This window comes from Paenibacillus tundrae (assembly GCF_030812775.1).
In the GTDB taxonomy this organism is placed as follows: Bacteria; Bacillota; Bacilli; order Paenibacillales; family Paenibacillaceae; genus Paenibacillus; species Paenibacillus tundrae_A.
On sequence record NZ_JAUSTI010000017.1, the window covers coordinates 14,748 to 33,276 of the forward strand.

21 protein-coding genes are annotated in these 18,529 nt (G+C 46.2%); 6 read left to right on the forward strand and 15 right to left on the reverse strand.

Annotated features, from left to right (window positions below; translation table 11 throughout):
• Positions 1 to 3: 3 nt before the first annotated feature.
• Together J2T19_RS22950 and uptA are read right to left on the reverse strand one after the other, a co-directional pair.
• Positions 4 to 573, reverse strand: coding sequence for a thioredoxin family protein (locus J2T19_RS22950; RefSeq protein ID WP_307219951.1), 570 nt, complete (start codon positions 571 to 573; stop codon positions 4 to 6).
• Positions 573 to 1,190 carry an undecaprenyl phosphate transporter UptA gene (uptA, locus tag J2T19_RS22955; RefSeq protein ID WP_056693428.1) on the reverse strand — a complete coding sequence of 206 codons (618 nt, stop codon included), beginning with the start codon at positions 1,188 to 1,190 and terminating at the stop codon, positions 573 to 575. Before uptA ends, J2T19_RS22950 begins: the two co-directional genes overlap by 1 nt.
• Before the next feature lie 160 nt (positions 1,191 to 1,350).
• Between uptA and J2T19_RS22960 the strand changes: the two genes are divergently transcribed.
• On the forward strand, positions 1,351 to 1,698 hold the full coding sequence (locus J2T19_RS22960) for a dehydrogenase (protein WP_082560313.1): 348 nt from the start codon (positions 1,351 to 1,353) through the stop codon (positions 1,696 to 1,698).
• Positions 1,699 to 1,788: 90 nt separating this feature from the next.
• Here J2T19_RS22960 and J2T19_RS28200 read toward each other — a convergent pair whose 3' ends face one another.
• The 5 genes from J2T19_RS28200 to yyaC form a co-directional block, all read right to left on the reverse strand.
• Entirely contained in the window at positions 1,789 to 3,237 is a 1,449-nt protein-coding gene (locus J2T19_RS28200; protein WP_370874935.1) for an O-antigen ligase family protein, read from the reverse strand.
• 1,299 nt (positions 3,238 to 4,536) lie between these two features.
• Entirely contained in the window at positions 4,537 to 5,763 is a 1,227-nt protein-coding gene (locus J2T19_RS22970) for a class I SAM-dependent methyltransferase (protein ID WP_370874936.1), read from the reverse strand.
• 95 nt (positions 5,764 to 5,858) lie between these two features.
• Positions 5,859 to 6,563, reverse strand: a complete 705-nt coding sequence (locus J2T19_RS22975) for a DUF6483 family protein (protein ID WP_307219960.1) — start codon at positions 6,561 to 6,563, stop codon at positions 5,859 to 5,861.
• 301 nt (positions 6,564 to 6,864) lie between these two features.
• Entirely contained in the window at positions 6,865 to 7,662 is a 798-nt protein-coding gene (locus tag J2T19_RS22980) for an alpha/beta fold hydrolase (RefSeq protein WP_239293810.1), read from the reverse strand.
• 181 nt (positions 7,663 to 7,843) lie between these two features.
• Positions 7,844 to 8,407, reverse strand: a complete 564-nt coding sequence (gene yyaC / locus J2T19_RS22985) for a spore protease YyaC (protein ID WP_370874938.1) — start codon at positions 8,405 to 8,407, stop codon at positions 7,844 to 7,846.
• A 149-nt stretch (positions 8,408 to 8,556) separates the two neighbouring features.
• Between yyaC and J2T19_RS22990 the strand changes: the two genes are divergently transcribed.
• Positions 8,557 to 8,778 (forward strand): DUF1128 domain-containing protein, encoded by a 222-nt coding sequence (locus tag J2T19_RS22990; RefSeq protein WP_056693416.1) that lies wholly within the window; start codon positions 8,557 to 8,559, stop codon positions 8,776 to 8,778.
• Positions 8,779 to 8,997: 219 nt separating this feature from the next.
• On the opposite strand, the gene J2T19_RS22995 is transcribed toward J2T19_RS22990, so the two are convergent.
• Positions 8,998 to 9,723, reverse strand: a complete 726-nt coding sequence (locus J2T19_RS22995; RefSeq protein WP_128103555.1) for a pirin family protein — start codon at positions 9,721 to 9,723, stop codon at positions 8,998 to 9,000.
• 161 nt (positions 9,724 to 9,884) lie between these two features.
• The gene (locus J2T19_RS23000; protein ID WP_307219966.1) at positions 9,885 to 10,904 is read right to left on the reverse strand and encodes an asparaginase; all 1,020 of its coding nucleotides are present in this window, start codon (positions 10,902 to 10,904) and stop codon (positions 9,885 to 9,887) included.
• 176 nt (positions 10,905 to 11,080) lie between these two features.
• Between J2T19_RS23000 and J2T19_RS23005 the strand changes: the two genes are divergently transcribed.
• The 4 genes from J2T19_RS23005 (at position 11,081) to J2T19_RS23020 (ending at position 13,097) form a co-directional block, all read left to right on the forward strand.
• Positions 11,081 to 11,779 carry a phosphatase PAP2 family protein gene (locus J2T19_RS23005; RefSeq protein ID WP_307219968.1) on the forward strand — a complete coding sequence of 233 codons (699 nt, stop codon included), beginning with the start codon at positions 11,081 to 11,083 and terminating at the stop codon, positions 11,777 to 11,779.
• Between the two features lie 146 nt (positions 11,780 to 11,925).
• Positions 11,926 to 12,183 carry a GlsB/YeaQ/YmgE family stress response membrane protein gene (locus J2T19_RS23010; RefSeq protein WP_056693407.1) on the forward strand — a complete coding sequence of 86 codons (258 nt, stop codon included), beginning with the start codon at positions 11,926 to 11,928 and terminating at the stop codon, positions 12,181 to 12,183.
• Positions 12,184 to 12,247: 64 nt separating this feature from the next.
• Complete coding sequence (locus J2T19_RS23015) at positions 12,248 to 12,655, forward strand: YtxH domain-containing protein (protein ID WP_307219971.1); 408 nt, start codon at positions 12,248 to 12,250, stop codon at positions 12,653 to 12,655.
• Between the two features lie 76 nt (positions 12,656 to 12,731).
• Complete coding sequence (locus tag J2T19_RS23020) at positions 12,732 to 13,097, forward strand: DUF5665 domain-containing protein (protein ID WP_145051635.1); 366 nt, start codon at positions 12,732 to 12,734, stop codon at positions 13,095 to 13,097.
• A 22-nt stretch (positions 13,098 to 13,119) separates the two neighbouring features.
• Here the strand turns inward: J2T19_RS23020 and J2T19_RS23025 are convergent, their stop codons facing one another.
• From J2T19_RS23025 to J2T19_RS23050, 6 genes are all read right to left on the reverse strand, one after another.
• The gene (locus tag J2T19_RS23025) at positions 13,120 to 14,157 is read right to left on the reverse strand and encodes a magnesium transporter CorA family protein (RefSeq protein WP_307219975.1); all 1,038 of its coding nucleotides are present in this window, start codon (positions 14,155 to 14,157) and stop codon (positions 13,120 to 13,122) included.
• 134 nt (positions 14,158 to 14,291) lie between these two features.
• Positions 14,292 to 15,065: a sigma-70 family RNA polymerase sigma factor gene (locus J2T19_RS23030; protein ID WP_145051641.1), complete on the reverse strand. Its 774-nt coding sequence runs from the start codon at positions 15,063 to 15,065 to the stop codon at positions 14,292 to 14,294.
• Entirely contained in the window at positions 15,062 to 15,514 is a 453-nt protein-coding gene (gene rsbW, locus J2T19_RS23035) for an anti-sigma B factor RsbW (protein ID WP_145051644.1), read from the reverse strand. The genes J2T19_RS23030 and rsbW overlap by 4 nt, the downstream gene beginning before the upstream one ends.
• 18 nt (positions 15,515 to 15,532) lie before the next feature.
• Positions 15,533 to 15,871: an STAS domain-containing protein gene (locus J2T19_RS23040; protein ID WP_056693392.1), complete on the reverse strand. Its 339-nt coding sequence runs from the start codon at positions 15,869 to 15,871 to the stop codon at positions 15,533 to 15,535.
• Positions 15,872 to 15,954: 83 nt separating this feature from the next.
• A complete protein-coding gene (locus J2T19_RS23045) occupies positions 15,955 to 17,628 on the reverse strand; it encodes a hybrid sensor histidine kinase/response regulator (RefSeq protein WP_307219980.1) in 1,674 nt (557 codons plus the stop codon).
• Positions 17,629 to 17,644: 16 nt separating this feature from the next.
• Positions 17,645 to 18,517, reverse strand: coding sequence for a CheR family methyltransferase (locus J2T19_RS23050; RefSeq protein ID WP_145051650.1), 873 nt, complete (start codon positions 18,515 to 18,517; stop codon positions 17,645 to 17,647).
• Between the last annotated feature and the right edge of the window lie 12 nt (positions 18,518 to 18,529).

The following is an 18,529-nucleotide window of genomic DNA, read 5'->3' on the forward strand; positions in this document are numbered from 1 at the left end:
GGATCAATAACCCGAAATCAGTTCGCGCAGCTCGCTAACGATAACCGCATGTGATTCCGTTCCTTCCCCATAACGTTTAGCCATTTCCTGACGTGCCACAGCCATATTATCCTGATAATCTGCCGCATCGCGATCTGGATTAAGACGTTTGAACTCAACCATTACTTCTTGAACATGCTGTGGACGTGGTCCCCACTGACCAAGCACATGACCACCTGTGTCTGCAAAAATAACGATTGGCACGGAACGTCCGCCCATCGTCAGGAATTCATCCATCACTTCTGGATGGTTCTCCATAATAAGCACTTCTGTCGGTATGCCAGAGATTTCTAGAGCCTGGAACACAACCGGGATATTACGCACAACATCGCCACACCAGTCAGCAGCAAGAATCAGCACACGTAGATCGTCGCGGTAGTTAAGACTCTCAAAAAACTCACGGTCCTCTTCGTTAGCCCAAGTAAAGCTATCATAGTTGGCCTGAAATTCACTTTGGTTCTTCGTCATACTCTCAATAAATTCTTTAGGAGGCAGACCTTTACCGAATTTGTGAGACAAGTTAGGTTTACTCATTACTCAACACTTCCCTTCTTTTTACGAGCATTCATCCATTTAATTAGTACATAAATAATCATAAGAGCCAGTGCTACAAGTAAGATTGGCATAATGTACGGTGCTGCTTTCTCATCAATATGTTCCCATTGATCTCCAAGAATCATCCCTAAATATATAAACAAAGCAGTCCAAGGTATAACAGCTAGGGTAGTAAGCATGATGAATTTGCCTGTATGCATTTTCGTGATGCCAGCCGGGATGGAGATAGCATGCCTTACCACTGGAACAAACCGCGCCGTGAAAATGACACCTGTACCATACCTGCGGAACCACTCTTCGGAATGGTCGATATGTTTTTTCTGGATGAGTATGTATTTCCCGTAGCGTTCCAGTACAGGTCTGCCGCCATAACGGCCAATCCAGTAAATAAATAGCTGTGCAAGCACACCGCCAACTGTACCGAAAATCATAGCACCGAAAAAGTTAATGTTTCCCTGTGATACGAGAAAACCTCCATATGCCAGCACAATTTCACTTGGAATGACCTCAAGCATTAATCCAAGCATAATCCCAAAGTATCCAAGACTTTGAATCCAATCGAACAATTGGCTGACTATGTTATGAATAACGTCCATCTCAACCCTCTTTCTTCATCCTGATTAGCAGTGCCTTTTCGCACTATGGATGTTCGTCCCTATTTTATCACAGGGCTGTAGACGTTGCTACATTGCCCGGCTGGGATTGTGTCCTGTAAGAGGAACTCCGCATATGGTATCGGAAGAGGAGCGTGATGACATGTCAAGCAAAACCACACCCGGTACTCCCCCGGTAAAACATAACATGCCTGGTCAGAAGTTGCCTTCGGCAAGAGGCATTCGGCGCGCATGCAGCAAAGAGTTATATCGTACAGCCAAACGACTCAAATTGTACGTTTCCCCCGAACTAATGAAGCAAGCAGAAGAACTATACTACGGTAAAGTGATTGGCAATCTGCTCTGGATCGGGGAAAATCGCGATAATCGCAAAAAACTGTGTGATTGGTGGAACGCAGACGTAAGCTCAGAGCTTGCTGCATTATGGAGCGTGGAGCTAGAACCTCTTCAGCGTGCATTTCAACAGGCATTTGGTGGTTATCGACTATAGTGAAGTGAAAGCGAGAGAGCGGGAGCAGCTTTTTTCTATTTTCCTGTCCTCTCCGCTCTCAGGTATTGCAGTTGAGCCGATGTAGATAGGTCAGCGAACGCTGCTGGAATCTTTAGAAAAATAGGCTTTGGCAGCTATCGTTCGCAGCCTATCTTCATACACGGTCGCCGCTGGCTGAAGTACGAAACGGCGGTCATTGCGATCATTACTCATCGCCACTTCTTCAACCAACTGCCTATAACGTTCAACGATATGCACTCCAGCTGCAGCGGTCTGCCTGGCTTGATCCAGTTGCCCTGCCTTCAACTCTTGCTGCGCGATCTGCTCGATCCAATATAAAGCGCCGGTATGAAACGTAGCATCATACTGGTTCAATGCAATCGCCTCGTTAAAATAGTGTATTGCTTGTGCGCTCTTAAGCGATTGGGCTGCAAGTTGTCCTAATTCAAAATACATTTTGGCATCTGATTGGGTATGGGACAGGCTCTGTCGCAGCATCTTCTCTGCATCGACCACAGGAAGTGAACGAGCTAGCGTAATGGAGATATCCGAACGGTATGGATTCGCTCGGGATGCCTGAATAAGCATCGCCGCTTGCTCCGCCGACAGATCCGTTGATTGCACGACTTGACGATACTGCATTTCCGCTACCATTTGTTGGCTAGCCAGCCAAGCTATCCCGCCAATCCAACAAACCGCTGTGAGCACGATTAAACCGGATGTAGTCCATATATTCACCATTTGATACTTATGTATAAGCCCCCCTATCTCATACCTATATCGAGAGAATGCCGATTGAGAATATGCTTCATCGTGTTTTGCTTTCCCCCATTCATGCTGCCTTGAAGGAATTAGCTTCGTGCTACATCCGAACGGTGAAACAGCTGGACTATATTCCAAGCTTCTCCCTTTTGGACTGTATACGGGTGATTGTGCTCCCAGCGTTTGATGCACATTGAATTGTAAGGCATACGCCCAGCCACCAATCCAGATAAACATCATCCAAATTAACGTGTAGCTCCAGTCAAAATCAATTGCACCGTGAAGGCCAAAAACGAGGATACAAGGAACTAGGTGAGTGGCCTTTCGCCATACCATACGTATTGTTGATATAAACCACAATGCAACGAGCACTAGTCCGATTATGCCGGCATCCAGAGCAAGATCAAGGATGCCGCTGTGAACCTCGCCGCCAACATACGGCGAGGATTGTATGGCGCGATACATGCCGCGCCATGTCTCTCCCCCGTGGCCGAGCCAAGCGGCCTCGGTCCACAGCTTCAGGGCGTCCTGCCACATCCGTAGGCGGGACAGCCCTGTGCCGACACCTGCCGCGAGACGCTCGGCGGTGGAGGTCACGGCCAGCGCTGCTGCGGCAACTGCCGCCAGCGCCGTGGCCGTTATGGCGGCTGCGCGCGAACTCGCGCCGCCGTGCCATAACCGGCACAGCAGCAGCGTGCCGAGCAGCGCAGCTGCCCATGCCCCGGCCAGTGCCAGCAGGCCGGGCACAGGTGCAGGCGCCAGTTGGGCAGCAGCCAACTGGCGGTGTAGCCACGCCGCGCTCGCCAGAGGCGCGGCCGTGGCCAGCAGCAGCGGCAGGCGGAATGCACGCCGCTGTAGGGCGAAGGCGCAACCGGCTGCACAGCCGGTTGCCAGCCAAGCGCCGCGCGACTCGCTCAGCAGGAGCGCGGCGATCGCGGGCATCAGCGGCGCCGCAGCCGCGATGAGCTGCCTGGCGCGCGGCGGCTGTGCGGCTCCAGGCTGCACGCCATGCGGCGGTCGCCAGCCGATGACGCGCGCGGCGGCGCCTAGCCGCTCCAATGCGTACATGCCGACTACGGCACCGTACGCATTGGGGTATTGCAGCAATCCCCCGAGCCGTGCTCCGGCTGAGCTTATCTCAGGGTCGGCTGTTCGCATGACCCCAAAGGGCAGCGGCATTATACCGCACACGGTTAAGATGCCGCTTAACACCAGTACGCCGCCTGTAATCTGCCAGCCCAGATTAAACCATCCTGCTCCTTGCGGGAGCCAAGCCAATAATGCTACCAACAGAGCAAAGATGGCCAACAAGCTCCAACGAAGCATTTCGTCTAAACTCCCCTGTGTACTGTGTGAGCCGGTCAACGCATGCAGGGCAAACCATACCATCATACCTAACGGCCAAATCGTCCACGAAAAATAACCCAAGGAAGGTAACTGTATTGACTTATCCTCTAACTGGGTCAAACCGAATTCATTTATGTTCGGCAACCCTCGTTTAGACTTCATTTGATGTACATAATATGAAACGAAGACGAATGCGAGTAATGCCCCTGCACAAGCCATCAAGAGAGTTCCATAAACATCACTGGCATAAAACAACCCTCGGCGTAAAGATGCCATCCACAAGAGCATACAAACGATCAACCCCATTGCTGCGGTTAAACATGACTCCAGCGAATTTCTCCCTTTTCGTTTGGACGTATCCCTCTCTGCTGACAGATGGCACCTCCTATCTGTATCTCTAAATTCCTTATACTGTGTCGTCGTCTTTATACCAAGCTGCTACATATATCTACCTGAGTGACGAAGCAATTCCGATTCGCTTATAAGCTTCCCATTCAATGATTATCAGTATGGTCAGGATCTGTAGGAAACATAAACGAGCCTACTTTTGCTTCACCGTTCCAATCTATCGACAGTTGTATTTCACCATTTCACTCTAATCATCCCACGCTACTCCATTGATCGTTCTTCCCTGAAAAGCACAAATAAGGCCAACCAATCATTACTGGCTAACCTAAAGAAACAAAAAAGCCAGCCAGAACAATTCTGGCCGACCTCAACAAATATTCATTAACAGTTCTTACAATCACTTGAAGCAGTAGCTTCATCTGTGCCAGACGCTTCCCGAGAACCGCCTCCGGGCAACAGGTCTGCACAAGCTCGTTCTAGATACGGATCGGCATGAATGAAATCACGGAACGCTGTGTACTCATCCCACAACTGCTTCGTTGGCCCTGCTTGGCCTCTTACAGCTCGGATGAGTATATTTTTGGGCGTATGCTCCATATCGATAAATTCGAGCAATTGCGTTTTGTATCCCATTAAGTCCAGCAATTTAGCACGAATAGCATCTGTCGCGAGTGCAGAGAAGCGCTCTTTGAGAATACCATGGGACAACAACGGATTCATGACCGTAGACTCGATCTGGTCAAACAGCTCATGCTGACAGCATGGAACCGATAAAATAACAGAGGCTCCCCAACGGACTGCTTTTTCTAATGCTGCATCTGTCGCCGTATCGCAGGCATGTAGTGTGACGACCATATCTACTGCATTCAGCTCGTCATAGTCTGCAATGTCTCCAACCAAGAACTTCAGATCACCATAATGCAGCTTGTTCGCTAGATCATTACAATGTTCAATGACATCCGCTTTCAGATCCAGACCTATAACTTTCAAGGATCTACGTTGCTGTACGGACAGGTAGTGGTACAGAGCAAAGGTCAGATACGATTTACCACAGCCAAAATCAACAATGGTCAGCGGACGCCCCTCAGGTAAGTGGGGAATCACATCTTGAACCATCTCAAGGAAACGATTGATCTGTCTAAACTTATCGTATTTACGAGCCAGCACCCTACCTTCTTCATTCATAATTCCTAGCTCAACTAAGAAGGAAACAGGTACCCCATCCTCCAGCACATATTGCTTCTTGCGATTGTGGGACAGATCCACAGCCGTCTTGGATGCGGATTTGGTTAGAATCGAGACTTTATATTTTTTACTGATCAAAATCTGATAGTCTGCTTCTGTGGTACAGAGCAGCCCTTGACGAAACGTCTCTTCGGCCAGTTCAGTCATGCGTTCAGTCGCTTCAGCCGGAGTCAAATTCTCATGCAGCACTTTGTTGTTATAATGAAATGCGAATTGATAATGCAACTGATTTTTGAGCGTTACCGGCTTGACTTGCACTTTCGTATACGAGACATTGTCCCGTCTGCGCAGCTGGCTCCAGGTCGCCGTAATCAGCGAGTTCTGTTCAAAGATGTCTTGTATAAGCTTTCGCAATGAATCCACGGGGGTACATCTCACTTTCGATTTGGTTTGGTCAACCGTTACCATACCACAATTCCGTCCCCGCTCCAAGCAAGGACATCTAACAAGCGGTGTTCCTATCCATTCGCCGTTTCCCGATGTAACTGGGCAAGCCCCTCTTCCACTTCCTCACGAGGAAGCCCTCCCGCCTCAAGCTTGGCATCTTCAAGTTCACTTAGCCGTTCATAGAATGCCTGCACATCATGACGATAATTCACAGGATGCTCTCCATCAACATGTAATAGTCTATACCAGCTGTTCTCTGCCTGATCATACTTTCCTTGCTGTTCACGATACATGGCAAGCTGCTTCTCCGTTCGTGCCGGTCGTTCGTATTCTTTGGTTAGTTTCAGAATGGACTCGATACGATCCGGCGCATCCAGCAGTTTCGGATTGGCTCCGTGATTTAGTGCATATAGATAAAAATGAAGAGATTTCATTAATCGAATGAGTTCTTCATCTAATGAATGCTGTCGTTCCTCATCATCTATGCCTTCAACCTTCGCTTTTTCACCATATATATAAGCTTCCTCTTCAAGTAGGCGTGCCGCTTGCTGCAAATTATCTACTTCAATCATGCCACGAAAACGGAATAGCTCGATAACATCCTCTGCAGGCAAAGAATTCAGCAAAGACGAATTCAAGCCAAAATTCCTGCGAAGTAACTCATCCAGTTCAGACAGTGCCTCGGCATGTTTCCGCTGTTGCTTCAACGTAAACACTTTGCCGATCGCTTCAGTCATTTCCTCCACCATGCGGAGCAGATAGTCTTTTCTGAACATCCAATGTGCCCCCTTAACGTTCGCTTGTTGACCTAACCTCGGCCTAGCAGTCTTTCATTGCGCGTTCAAAAAGGACGGACTTTGAACAACCTCTATGAACATTATTTTAATGCATGCACGATCAAAAAGCCAAAGTACGCCGTTCCAACCGTGTCCTCATACGCAAAAAAACCTCTGCCTTCCCGAATAGGGTATTTAGCAGAGGTTCATATATATGCATCATAGTTAATTGTTAAATGGTTAAATGGATCATCACTTTATGCTGTGAATGAAGCTAAGCCATAATCCTCCGTTCCATGCGTTATTTCGATGAAGACAATCCATCCATGAATTGCTTAATCACCTGAATTAACTTTTCCGGTGCCTCGTACATGCTCATATGTCCCACTCCAGGAATTACTGCTTGTACGATATGCGGCTTATCACTTGTGAAAGTGCGTTCTGGCGGAATGACAGCGTCCTTCTCTCCAGCAACCAACAATACCGGTAGTGGTGTGGCTGACAATACATCACGTCGATCTGGACGTTCACGCATAGCGAGCGCAGCGCCAGCAGCTCCTTGTGGTGCTGTCTGATATCCAATCTCCTTCACACGAGTAACCTGTGCCGACATGGACTCTACATGCTCTGGGGCAAATAACGCAGGAACCAAACCATCCACGAAATTCACAATTCCGTCCGTCTGTATCGTTGACACAGCACGAAGTCGTTTTTCTTTCCCCTCTTCGCTATCCGGGTAAGCCGTAGAATGAATCAGACCAAAGGCATGGAGTCGTTCCGGATGACGCTGAGCAATAGACAAGGCGATGTAACCTCCCATGGAATGACCGAGCAGAGTTGCCTTCTCTACCTTTAACTCATCCATTAGTTGCAGCACATCATTGCCCATCTGATCAATCGTATAACTTCCTACAGGCGCATCCGTTTTCCCGTGTCCACGCAGATCAGGCACGATACAGCGGTAGCTTCGTGCAAGCTCAGGTACAACTTCATCCCAATAGGACGAACTACCACAATATCCGTGGAGTAAGATCAGCGCATCTCCTTGACCTTGTTCAGCATAACAAATTGTCGTTCCATCACACATCACTTTTTCCATATGTATCCCTCTCTCTACACATAATAAATGCACTTGCGTTCATTGTAATGAATCTGGTTCATTCACTTCAAGTTCGTGTTCAAAAAGGGAAATCCCATCAGGCATCCTTCGTAATCAAAAGCAGACTTTTTGAACAACCTCTCAAGCTGAAGCTCAGGTTGTATATTATTAAGCTTTCCCATCAGGAATGAAACGTTTGCCCCGGAACTGCTGCTTTCAACACAGCTTCTGCAATCATCTGGGACATGTTCATCACCTGGTGAAGAGACGTCATTTGCAGTACAGTATATGGTCTTGGCCCATTCGCATTCACCACAGCGGCTACACTATAATGTCCGACGGATGGCAGGTTGCCCCCTACAGATTCAGCTGGATTCAAGGCCTGATTAAAAAGGTAAAAGTGACCTACCGCAGCCTTCGGCCCCAAACACGCATCAATGGCAATGATGACTTGATGTGGCGGGATGCATGCTAGCTTCTGTTGCAGCGTGTCTGCATCGCAAGGATATGGCATTGTTCCGATAACATGCCCCACTCCTTTTCCTTCCAGCAAACTCCCTGTTAACGGCCCAAGTGCATCACCTGTAGAACGATCCGTACCAATACACACAAAGGTGATCTCATCTGGGGAGTGAGCCTGATATATGTTGTGGAAAAATAAGTCCAGCTCTTCTCCCTGCACACTTCTACGGGTTTCTCGATTCTGCTTGCGGATCAATTCCCGCTTATAAGCTGCCAAAAACATTTCCTCCTTTGCACATCGCATGGATGTCCACTGTTATTGTATCCATCATTTTAACTGATGCCCTCTTTTCCCGCAAAAGCATTCGCCTGAGCCAGTCCAATCATGATACAATGACAACAGTTTCCGATAGGGAAGGGATGGACATAACGATGGATTTAACGCAAGCAAGTACTGCCAACATGGAATATATGATTGAGGCAATCAAAACCAAATTGCGGATGGCGAGTGGAGCCGCAATGCAAGGATCATCTTTTCCACTGGAAAAGTATGAAGACCTTCACGATCTGTATGAGATGGTTATGGGAAAAGAACACCTGAGCATCTCTGAGGTTGAAGCCGTAGCTTCTGAACTTGGTAACCTGCGCAAGTAACTTCTCTCCTGTCAGCTTGTCAGATAGCACGATGGCTGACTGTGGTTGATATTACATCGCAGAGTGCAACGAAAGAAGCCTTAGCACAGAAGAGGATCTATCCTCCACATCATTGTGGGAATAGATCCTCTTCTGTTTATTTATTTTCCTATTTTCATAGGAACAGATTCAGTACGAGTCCGCATCATCCTGAACACTAATGCATCAGAATATAATTCCTTATGGTAGATCAATCAGTACAAATTCAGCAGGCTCGCTGCCCGTTCCCGTGATCTGCAGATCACAGCTCTTACGAATTCGTGCTGCATCTCCCGGTTTAAGATCAAAGTTGCCATCTGCACATTCAATGGAGATATGACCACTGATCAGGAAAAGGTGTGTACGCCTATCTTCATGTTGTGGATACATTAGCTTTTTGCCAGATTCCAATTTGGACAAATAACATGTAACATCCTGATGAATAGGTAACGCATCCTCCGTGCCTTCCCCAGCTTGCCCTGACACGATAGGGCATAACCGGTTCAGATGATCCTCCGGCTGAAAACGCCGGTTGGTATACGTTGGCTTTGCTTTCCGTTCAGAAGGCAAGAACCACATTTGCAGAAAACGTACCGGCTCCTCTGTTGAAGGATTGGTCTCCGAATGCTCTACTCCTGTACCCGCACTCATGACCTGTACGGTTCCTGGTTCCAGCAATTCCTCTGTTCCCATTGTATCTGTATGCTTCAACGTGCCTGAAATGACATAACTAACGATCTCTAGATCATGATGTGGATGTCTTTTAAAGCCCTCTTGCGGCATCAGCGTGTTGTCATTATGAGCTAACAGGCAGCCAAAATGGGCATTGCTTGGGTCATCATAATCTGCAAAAGAAAAGCTAAACTCACTGTGTATCCAACCGCGATCCGACGTGTGCCTTTCTTCCGATGTCACTACTTTAATCATGTTCATCCACCTCCAAGGGTTAGAGCTGCCAGTATCTCTCCAGCAGTCCTTCATGTAAACGAATTGTATAGATTCATACCAGTTGGTATGTCATTTTTACCCTTGGTCAGACTATTCTAATCATGCAATTCAGCGAGTTTTCAGACACGACCTAGTTCAGTTTATACGCTTTTTTCAGTTGATTGTAAAATGAATTCACTCTCTGCCCGTCCTACAATTGTGCCAGCATCATTTCGGATATCTGGTGGATATATTTCGCGTAACCTTGCAATCGTTGCTCGGTTCGTATAACCAATCTGCTCAAGAATGGACTGAGCAATCCAAGCCCATTCTTCCTCTGAACCATCAAGGATCTTAAAGGTAATGCCTAATCTTTCTTTTTTGAGTGCAAAACCGAATACACCCTTGAATCCACCCTTGGCTACGATGTTGTCGTCTTCCAGTAGAACAGAGTCTACGCGATGAGTACCACCTACCATAAGTGGAAATTCGTTCATTGCCGCTGTAATGGTCTCTACCGCACGGCGTGTCGAAGCATCCTTGATTAGATCTGGACAGGCTAGTTTCAGATAAGCGTTCGATAATGCTGATAATGGCAACGAAAATACCGGAAAGCCGCAGCCATCCGTCCCTAGTTGAATTTCATGCTGCTCAATTCCGGCCATGTACGCCATCGTCTCCAAAATCTCGCGCTGTACTGGATGTTCTCGCTCAGCATAACTGCCCAGATCAACCTTTTTCATCTGACTGTATCCAAGAATACCTAAGTGTTTTCCTGAACAATTATGCAAAATCCGGCGCTTCTCTCCCTGACCCCGCAACCATTCATTTCGACTCTCCTCATTGAGAGGGTAACTCGCCGCACAGACTAGACATTCTTCTCCCAGTCCGATTTTGGCAGATAACTGCTCCAATACTTGGATATGAGCTGGTTCTGATCGATGTGAGGATGCCATTATAGCAATCTCTTGAGCAGATAACCCATAGTGAGACGCAATTCCTGCACGAATGCCTGGAATGGCTTGAAACGGTTTGGCTGATGAACGCGTAAACGCTCTAAAATGTGGATTACCTACTGAATAAACCACTTTACCGTGTTCGTCTGTAATACTTATGTGACCGTAGTGGGCGCACTCCATCTCCCCAGCACGGTATTCTTTAACCAACAGGGCACTCTCCATGCGAGTTCTCTCCTTTATGCTCCCATAATCATATCTGCTTTGCGTCACGACGCCGCATGGGATATCTTAATTAGTATAGTACAAAAACTTCATTTTTACAGTTTTTTCGACATATCTTTCGGGTAAAACATTAACCATATTCATATCCGACTACATCCATGAAGGAGATACTCATCATGCTACGTAATACCCATTCCTCATCAAGCTTTTTCACCAAATCGAGTTCCCCCCTGCGATCCCTGCTAACATGGAGTATCGTAGGTTTTGTCATGAGTTCTGCCGTTGTATTTCTGCTTGCTGCTCTTGCCTTGATGCTTGGTACAGATTTCGTTATGCATTGGGATCATCAGATCCAACGTTTATTTTATCTTCATTCTGAAACTCGTCTTCAACTGTTTCCTTTCACTTCGTTTATTACTGCGCTTGGATCCTTTAAGATTTCTGCTCTCGCAGCCATCGGTTTCACGTTCCTGTTTTTCCTGCAACGTATTCCTCGATTCTACTTCTATGGATATGCGTTATTGGGCAGTTTTGCCATTATGTGGACACTGAATACTGGATTAAAGGAGATTTTCCAACGAAGCAGACCCGAGCTTGAGCATCTATTAGTTGTTCACGGTTATAGCTTCCCTAGTGGACATGCCATGATCTCCATGGGCTTCTACGGTATGCTCTTCGTCATCTGGGCTATTGAACGGCAATTGCGGACATCCAGACCAGGAATTCCTATTTTATGTGGCATCATATTTGTAACGTTGATTGGTCTAAGTCGGATCATGTTAGGGGTTCATTATCCTTCCGATGTTTTCACTGGATTCATGGCGGGTCTAGCTTGGATTTTCTGCATGATCCCTGGTATTAGACAACGGAGCTGAGAGCGGGGCTAAGCCACATCACATACAAATCCCCAACCCTATAACTACAAGTTTAACTGTTTCACCTCGAAGCACGGCGTTTATATACGAAGTAAGCAAACGCGAACAGACAACATCCTACATCAAGTTAAAAGGAGGCGGTTGTTATGTGGGGCATTATTATCAGCATAATCATGGCGGTCATTATTGGTTTGATCGGAGATGCACTTGCCGGTCACAACATGCCCGGAGGTATCATCGGCGCAATGATTGCCGGATTTGCAGGAGCCTGGTTAGGAGCACTCTTGCTTGGTAACTGGGGACCAGTTATCGGTAACTTTGCAGTGATTCCAGCCATCATTGGTACAGCGCTCTTTGTGTTCTTGCTGGGGCTTGTGTCCAGACTGTTCAGACAGGCTGCCTGATCGGTCAATAAGGTGTTCGTTGTTTCGTTATCCGTTTCTTAATCTGAAGAAGGAGTGATTGAATATGAATAAAGCAGAAGAACAATATCCTGTACAGACGGGTTCCACTTTCGCAAAAGGAATTTTCATCGGAGGTTTGCTAGGTGCAGCAGCAGCATTGCTCTTTGCTCCTAAACCAGGACGTGAATTGCGTGGAGACCTTTCCGAGAAAGTCGGTATGGTTACTGATCGTACCAAGGAAGTAGCATGCGTAGTAGGTGATAAAGCATCCGAACTAGCCAAAACGGTATCATCTAAAACGTCTGATATTGCAAAAACCGTGAATCAAGGTCGCAATGACGTGATGGATTCCGTGCGTAGAGCTTCATCAGATATCGCTAACGAAACATCCAAAGCTTCGAACGAGGTTGCTGTAGCGGCTGAGGATGCAAAGGATGATGCACGTAAAGAGCTGAATTCAACCAGTCTGTAAGGCTAATTGAATGTAAAATAGCCAGCTGAGTTTAGCTGGCTATTTCTCTTCCCATCTCATTATAGGAGGAATGAACATGAGCAAAGTTACAATTAACGGCAACTCGCCTTTATCAGGAGAACCTCCTAGACAGCAGTATGATACGTCTGAGCATCCTTTTGAACTGCGACATGAGGTGAAAAAGCTCAATACCCGTCTAGATCAAATTGCGGATAGTCTTGAGAAAGCACAGATTAAGGATATCATCGAGAACTATACCAATCCCAAGAAACGCATCATCACCAATTTCACAGCAGGTATGGCACGTGGTTTAGGATTAACTGTTGGAACATTTGTTGTACTAGGTCTTCTCGGTTATCTCTTGAGTCAATTTGTGAACATGCCGATTGTTGGGCAATACATTGCGGATCTGCTCGGCTATATTGAGGACTACAAAAATTAGGAGGATGAGCCCCTACCCTAGCCTATCCTTTCCTAACAGAAGTGGGGCGTTTGTTCTCATCAACTGGAGGCTGGGAGGACCTCACTCTTAACAGATCCCCTGTCCAGCCTTTCATCATCATCCAAACGTACATGCCAGACATACTCGCTAGGATTAATGCAATGACCAGAACCACTCCCCAGGTTTTATCAATCAGAGGTAAGTTCTCGAAGTTCATTCCCCAGATCGCACCAGCTGCCGTAGCGGGCGTGAACACAGAGGTTACGATGGTAAGTGTCTTCATGATCTCATTGCCTCGCACACCGGAGGTTGCATTGTCGATTGAGATCAACGTGTCGATTTCTTTTTCATAGTGCTGAAAAAGTCGTTCGATCCGTTCAATTCGATGCTGAAGTTGTCGAAAAAAACGATTATCCTGTATTTCATCTAGGTAAGCTTCCTTGGAGGCTGCGATTAACTCAGAAAAAGGAATAAACTGATTGCTCCAATACAGCAATTCGTATCGAGATACGAGAATCTGATCCATCAGTGTGCGTGCATTGCGTGATTCCATCTTCCGCTCCAGCTCCCGCAGATTCATCTCAAAATGGTCCATTCCGACATGATAATAGTGTAATATCGCTCGAAACAAAACAAACATGCCGTCTCTTGCTTCATTGCACTGATTCAACATGGCAGCACGCTCTCCGGTATTCATGATGCCTCTCGTATTATTGTCCATGTTGAGGGTAACAAGTGTGCTCTGATCCACATAGAAAAACATTTGATTTTCTTTTCTTTCGCTAGCCTTCTCATTCTTCACTGCATATAATAAAGAACCAAATATAACCGGCTCATCACCATTCATAAATCGGACAGATAAGTAATTGGAATGAACCTCTGGGATTTTGCGAAGCCAATATTGCATTTCCGGGAAGGATTCCGTCAGCTCTTGCAAAACTTCATCCATACTCTGTTTGTCTGGTGCTACCCAGTCCCACCATTGCCACTTATTCGAGAAAGACAATCGATCTCGTCTAATTTGCAAATCTACCTCATCCACGGGTTTTAACTCCTCCATTCAGCATACATTTATCCTATCCTGCACAGCACTTCCAACACTCACTAATTCATTCAAAAAAGGACACGTATGCATTCCAGCGGAATCACGTGTCCTTCATTATGCCGAGCTCAACTTCATCAGAAGATTACATCTCATAGCATCGAGGCATTTGACATAATCTGTTTTAATTTCTCAGTTGCTCGCTTCTGAATCCGGGATACACTCATCTGAGATACACCCAATTTCTGCGCGATCGCCCGCTGAGACTGACCATCTTGGAAAGCCAGAATAAGCACTTTCTGCTCTTGTTCTTTCAACTGTCCTAATGCCTGCTGTAGATCCATTCGCTTCTCAACCGAATCGAAGTCATTGACATCCGCACTAATAAGTTCACCTAATGTCGCCGCACTCTCATCTTGGGATAGAGGGGAGTCTAGGGATACATAATGGTAACACTCACGGCCGGCCAACACTTCAATGGTTTCCTCCGGGGTAAGATCAAGATATTGTGCAATCTCGTCTACACTAGGCGAACGTTCCAATTTCACGGTTAGTTCATCGATAGCATGTTGAACGAGAGCACCCTTTTCCTTAATCCGTCTAGGTACTTGAATGTACCAAGATTTGTCTCGAAGGTAGTTCTTCATATGACCGATCATACTTTTCATGGCATAAGGCTCGAAAGGAATCCCGAGGTTAATATCGTATTGCTGGAGCAATCGAATCAACGCCATCTGTCCTGTCTGATATAGATCCTCATACAGATCGGGACGATTTCGGGCAATCTTGCCTGCGGCCATTTTAACCATCGGCTCATATTTGCGGATAAGAACAGTAGCAATTTCATTATCCTTGGTCTGCTGGTATTCCCAGATCAAACCTACAGCTTCAGACATGGACTCTGGGGGAGTCACTTTTTCATTCATACTTTCTCCTCACTTCTTGCAAGGCGTTTAACGAGTACTACTTTCGTACCTTTGCCCGTCTCACTCTCCACGCTGACATCATCCATCAATGCTTGCATCAGATAGAATCCAAGTCCACCGATCTGAGCATCTGACAGTTCCTTGTCATGCAGACCAGCACGAGTTGCTGCAGGATTGATGTGGTCAAAGCTAGCACCTTCGTCTTTGACTGTAATCGCAAGCGTTTCGCCATCCACCTCAAAAACAACTTCAACCATGCCGCCTTCGTGAGAGTAGGCATACAGTACAGAATTGTTACAAGCTTCGGATACAGCCACTTTCATATCCTCAATATCTTCATAAGAGAATCCCATTTTGGATGCTACCCCATAAAGATTAAGTCTTACGATATCCACATATTCAGCTGTTGCCGGTAGGTTAAGGGTAATTCTTTCAACTTCTGCATTCATTCCTTTTTCGATCCTTTCCTATTGGGAATTCTTCTGTGAGACAAAGAATTTGGCAATACCCGTCATATCAAAAAGCTTCTGTATCTGCGCAGGAACTTCTTGTACTTCAAAGCGTGCTTCCATTCCATGTCGTGCCTTCAGAACAGATAACAGGATTCCGATCCCTGTACTGTCGATATACTTTAGATCCTTCATATTGATGATTAGATCTTGTTCCTTGTTGTCTACAAGCGGCTCCATGACCAAACGGAATTCAGGAGCAACTGACAAATCCAGTTCGCCAGTCAGATACACTGTGCATACGCCGTCGTGTGTCTCAGTCTTTGCATTGAATTTTTCATTTTTATTTGTATTCATTAGACATCTCTCTCCTGATCAATGGTTTCCTTACTAATAACCCAACTTGAGCCCATGTGAAACAAAAACAAATATTGGAAAACTTAATTAGCATGATTCATGGCTGATGACCTGGGCTGAAACATTTTTCGTTGTTCCTGAAATCGTGACAATTTCTGCTTCACACTGCCCATTTTGACGGGCTTGCTAATATAATCATCCATCCCTGCGGCTGAGCAGCGTTGCTGAATACCTTCCATCACATTTGCCGTCATCGCTAAAATAACCGGCTGCTCCGTCTGAGGAAGGCGTTCGCGAATGACTTTAGTACACTCAAGTCCATCCATGACAGGCATCTGCAGATCCATAAATATATAATCGTATTTTGGATGTTCTAGAACCATATCCAGTGCTTTCTGTCCGTCCTCAGCCATATCTGAAACAAAACCCAGCTTGCTCAGCATGATGGACATCAGCTTCTGATTAATAGGATGATCATCCACGATTAATACTCTTGGCTGGTGCTCATAATTTTTCACATCTGACGGCTGCTCATCACCACCGCCAACAACAAAATCAGTTTCGACGTAACGCTGTGCTTGGATCGTAAACACAAACGTAGCTCCGCGCTTCTCCGATGTATCCAGGTAGATATGACCACCCATCATCTCAACGAGTGTACGACAAATGGCCAGCCCAAGCCCTGTTCCGCCGTATTTACGAGTCATTGAGGTATCCAGTTGGGAGAAGGGCTGGAACAGGCGATCCACTTTGTCTGCAGAGATGCCAATGCCTGTATCTTTTACAGCAAACTCCAGCGTCATTCTTCCATCCTTCTCCTCATTGACCGAAACGATGAGATACACTCCGCCATGATCCGTAAACTTCACTGCATTAGCAATCAGATTCATTAATACTTGGCGCAATCTTGCCATGTCTCCGTAAACAAGCTGAGGAACGGACGATTCCAAGAAATAGTCCAATTCGAGATTTTTTTTGCCTGCTTCGACCGTAAATAATCCCAGTACCTCCCGAATGCAAGCAACTAACTCAAACGGATGCTCCTCGAGCTCCATTTTGCCTGATTCCATCTTCGTAAAGTCCAGAATGTCATTGATTACTGTCACCAAAGCATCGGCACTACGACGAACGATGTCCGCATACTCTTTCTGATCTTCCTTGAGCTCCGTTTCCATTAACAGATCGACCATACCGATGACTCCGTTCATCGGAGTACGAATCTCGTGGCTCATCATAGCGAGAAACTCGGTCTTTGCATTAGCAGCAATCTCCGCTTCCTCTTTAGCCTGAATGAGCTGCTGGTTCATCTTCTCTAGTTCCTGCGTTTTTTGATGCAGCAGCATTGTCTGGGTCTTTAATCTTTTATTCGTCATAAACATCTCTACAAATCCCTCAATTTTGGACTTCAAAATCTGAGGAATAAACGGTTTAACCATGTAATCAATAGCTCCGGCTGAATAACCTGCAAACAAATGCTCGGCTTCCCTGCTATTTGCAGAGATGAAAATGATGGGCACATCCTTAGACTTATCGCGGGCCTTAATTAGCCTTGCAGTCTCAATTCCATCCATTCCAGGCATTTGCACATCAAGCACAATGACCGCAAATTCGTCTTTCAGCAAACAACGAAGTGCCTCTTCACCTGAAGTTGCTTTGACGAGTTTATATCGTTCCGATTCCAGAACCGCTTCAAGAGCAAGCAGGTTCTCGGGGCGGTCATCTACCAACAATATATGGATTGGTTCATTAAGCCCCATGACTTTGCCTAACCCCCTATTTAATCTTCCGGTATATTTTTTCCGTCCGGTCTAACGGCTCGTAGGCATCACTAAATTCCGTAAAATGTATCGATTCTTTAGACCCCAGAACTAGGACACCGAAGTGACTCAAACTTTCATGAAATAACCCATGCACTTGGTTCCGCAGTTCATCATTGAAATAAATCATGACATTGCGGCAAAAAATGACATTAAATTCGTTAAACGAACGATCCGTAGCCAGATTATGTTCGGCAAAAATAATGTTTTTCCGCAGATAAGGATGAAATATAACGGAATTGTACTTAGCCGTGTAATATTCTGAGAAGGCTTTAGTTCCCCCAGCCTCCAAATAATTGGTTGTATATAGTTTCATTTTCTCAATGCCGTACACGCCTTCCTTGGCCTGTTGCAATGAGCGATCATTCATATCTGTCGCATAGATTCTTGCTTTGTCATACAATCCTTCTTCATGAAGCATAATCGCCATGGAATAGACTTCTTCCCCTGTAGAACACCCCGCATGCCAGATTCGGATATAAGGGTAAGTTCGCAACACAGGGATAATCTTTTCCCGGAACGTACGGAATAATGATGGATCCCGAAACATCTCCGTTACAGGAATAGACAGATTCTGCACAAATCGTTCGAATGCCGAGCGATTATGAAGCACACGCTCCTGCAAAGCAGATATCGTTTTTGCTCCTTCTGCATGTGCATAATGCCAGATTCTTCGTCTCAAAGAAGGCAAGGCGTAATTTCTGAAATCATATCCATATAGACGGTGCATACCTTCCAACAGCAATTCGATTTCAATCAGTTCGCGCTCTTCATCTTGCGCCAAGCGGCCTGATTCTGCCCCCGCCTCGGTAGGTTCCCACGATGTCATAAATTCTCTCCA

Excerpts from the sequence above, each read along its gene's own strand:
- J2T19_RS22950 (WP_307219951.1), bottom strand. The coding sequence starts at position 573 with ATGAGTAAACCTAACTTGTCTCACAAATTCGGTAAAGGTCTGCCTCCT.
- uptA (WP_056693428.1), bottom strand. The coding sequence starts at position 1,190 with ATGGACGTTATTCATAACATAGTCAGCCAATTGTTCGATTGGATTCAA.
- J2T19_RS22960 (WP_082560313.1), top strand. The coding sequence starts at position 1,351 with ATGTCAAGCAAAACCACACCCGGTACTCCCCCGGTAAAACATAACATG.
- J2T19_RS22975 (WP_307219960.1), bottom strand. The coding sequence starts at position 6,563 with ATGTTCAGAAAAGACTATCTGCTCCGCATGGTGGAGGAAATGACTGAA.
- J2T19_RS22980 (WP_239293810.1), bottom strand. The coding sequence starts at position 7,662 with ATGGAAAAAGTGATGTGTGATGGAACGACAATTTGTTATGCTGAACAA.
- yyaC (WP_370874938.1), bottom strand. The coding sequence starts at position 8,407 with ATGTTTTTGGCAGCTTATAAGCGGGAATTGATCCGCAAGCAGAATCGA.
- J2T19_RS22990 (WP_056693416.1), top strand. The coding sequence starts at position 8,557 with ATGGATTTAACGCAAGCAAGTACTGCCAACATGGAATATATGATTGAG.
- J2T19_RS22995 (WP_128103555.1), bottom strand. The coding sequence starts at position 9,723 with ATGATTAAAGTAGTGACATCGGAAGAAAGGCACACGTCGGATCGCGGT.
- J2T19_RS23000 (WP_307219966.1), bottom strand. The coding sequence starts at position 10,904 with ATGGAGAGTGCCCTGTTGGTTAAAGAATACCGTGCTGGGGAGATGGAG.
- J2T19_RS23005 (WP_307219968.1), top strand. The coding sequence starts at position 11,081 with ATGCTACGTAATACCCATTCCTCATCAAGCTTTTTCACCAAATCGAGT.
- J2T19_RS23010 (WP_056693407.1), top strand. The coding sequence starts at position 11,926 with ATGTGGGGCATTATTATCAGCATAATCATGGCGGTCATTATTGGTTTG.
- J2T19_RS23015 (WP_307219971.1), top strand. The coding sequence starts at position 12,248 with ATGAATAAAGCAGAAGAACAATATCCTGTACAGACGGGTTCCACTTTC.
- J2T19_RS23020 (WP_145051635.1), top strand. The coding sequence starts at position 12,732 with ATGAGCAAAGTTACAATTAACGGCAACTCGCCTTTATCAGGAGAACCT.
- J2T19_RS23025 (WP_307219975.1), bottom strand. The coding sequence starts at position 14,157 with ATGGAGGAGTTAAAACCCGTGGATGAGGTAGATTTGCAAATTAGACGA.
- J2T19_RS23030 (WP_145051641.1), bottom strand. The coding sequence starts at position 15,065 with ATGAATGAAAAAGTGACTCCCCCAGAGTCCATGTCTGAAGCTGTAGGT.
- rsbW (WP_145051644.1), bottom strand. The coding sequence starts at position 15,514 with ATGAATGCAGAAGTTGAAAGAATTACCCTTAACCTACCGGCAACAGCT.
- J2T19_RS23040 (WP_056693392.1), bottom strand. The coding sequence starts at position 15,871 with ATGAATACAAATAAAAATGAAAAATTCAATGCAAAGACTGAGACACAC.
- J2T19_RS23045 (WP_307219980.1), bottom strand. The coding sequence starts at position 17,628 with ATGGGGCTTAATGAACCAATCCATATATTGTTGGTAGATGACCGCCCC.
- J2T19_RS23050 (WP_145051650.1), bottom strand. The coding sequence starts at position 18,517 with ATGACATCGTGGGAACCTACCGAGGCGGGGGCAGAATCAGGCCGCTTG.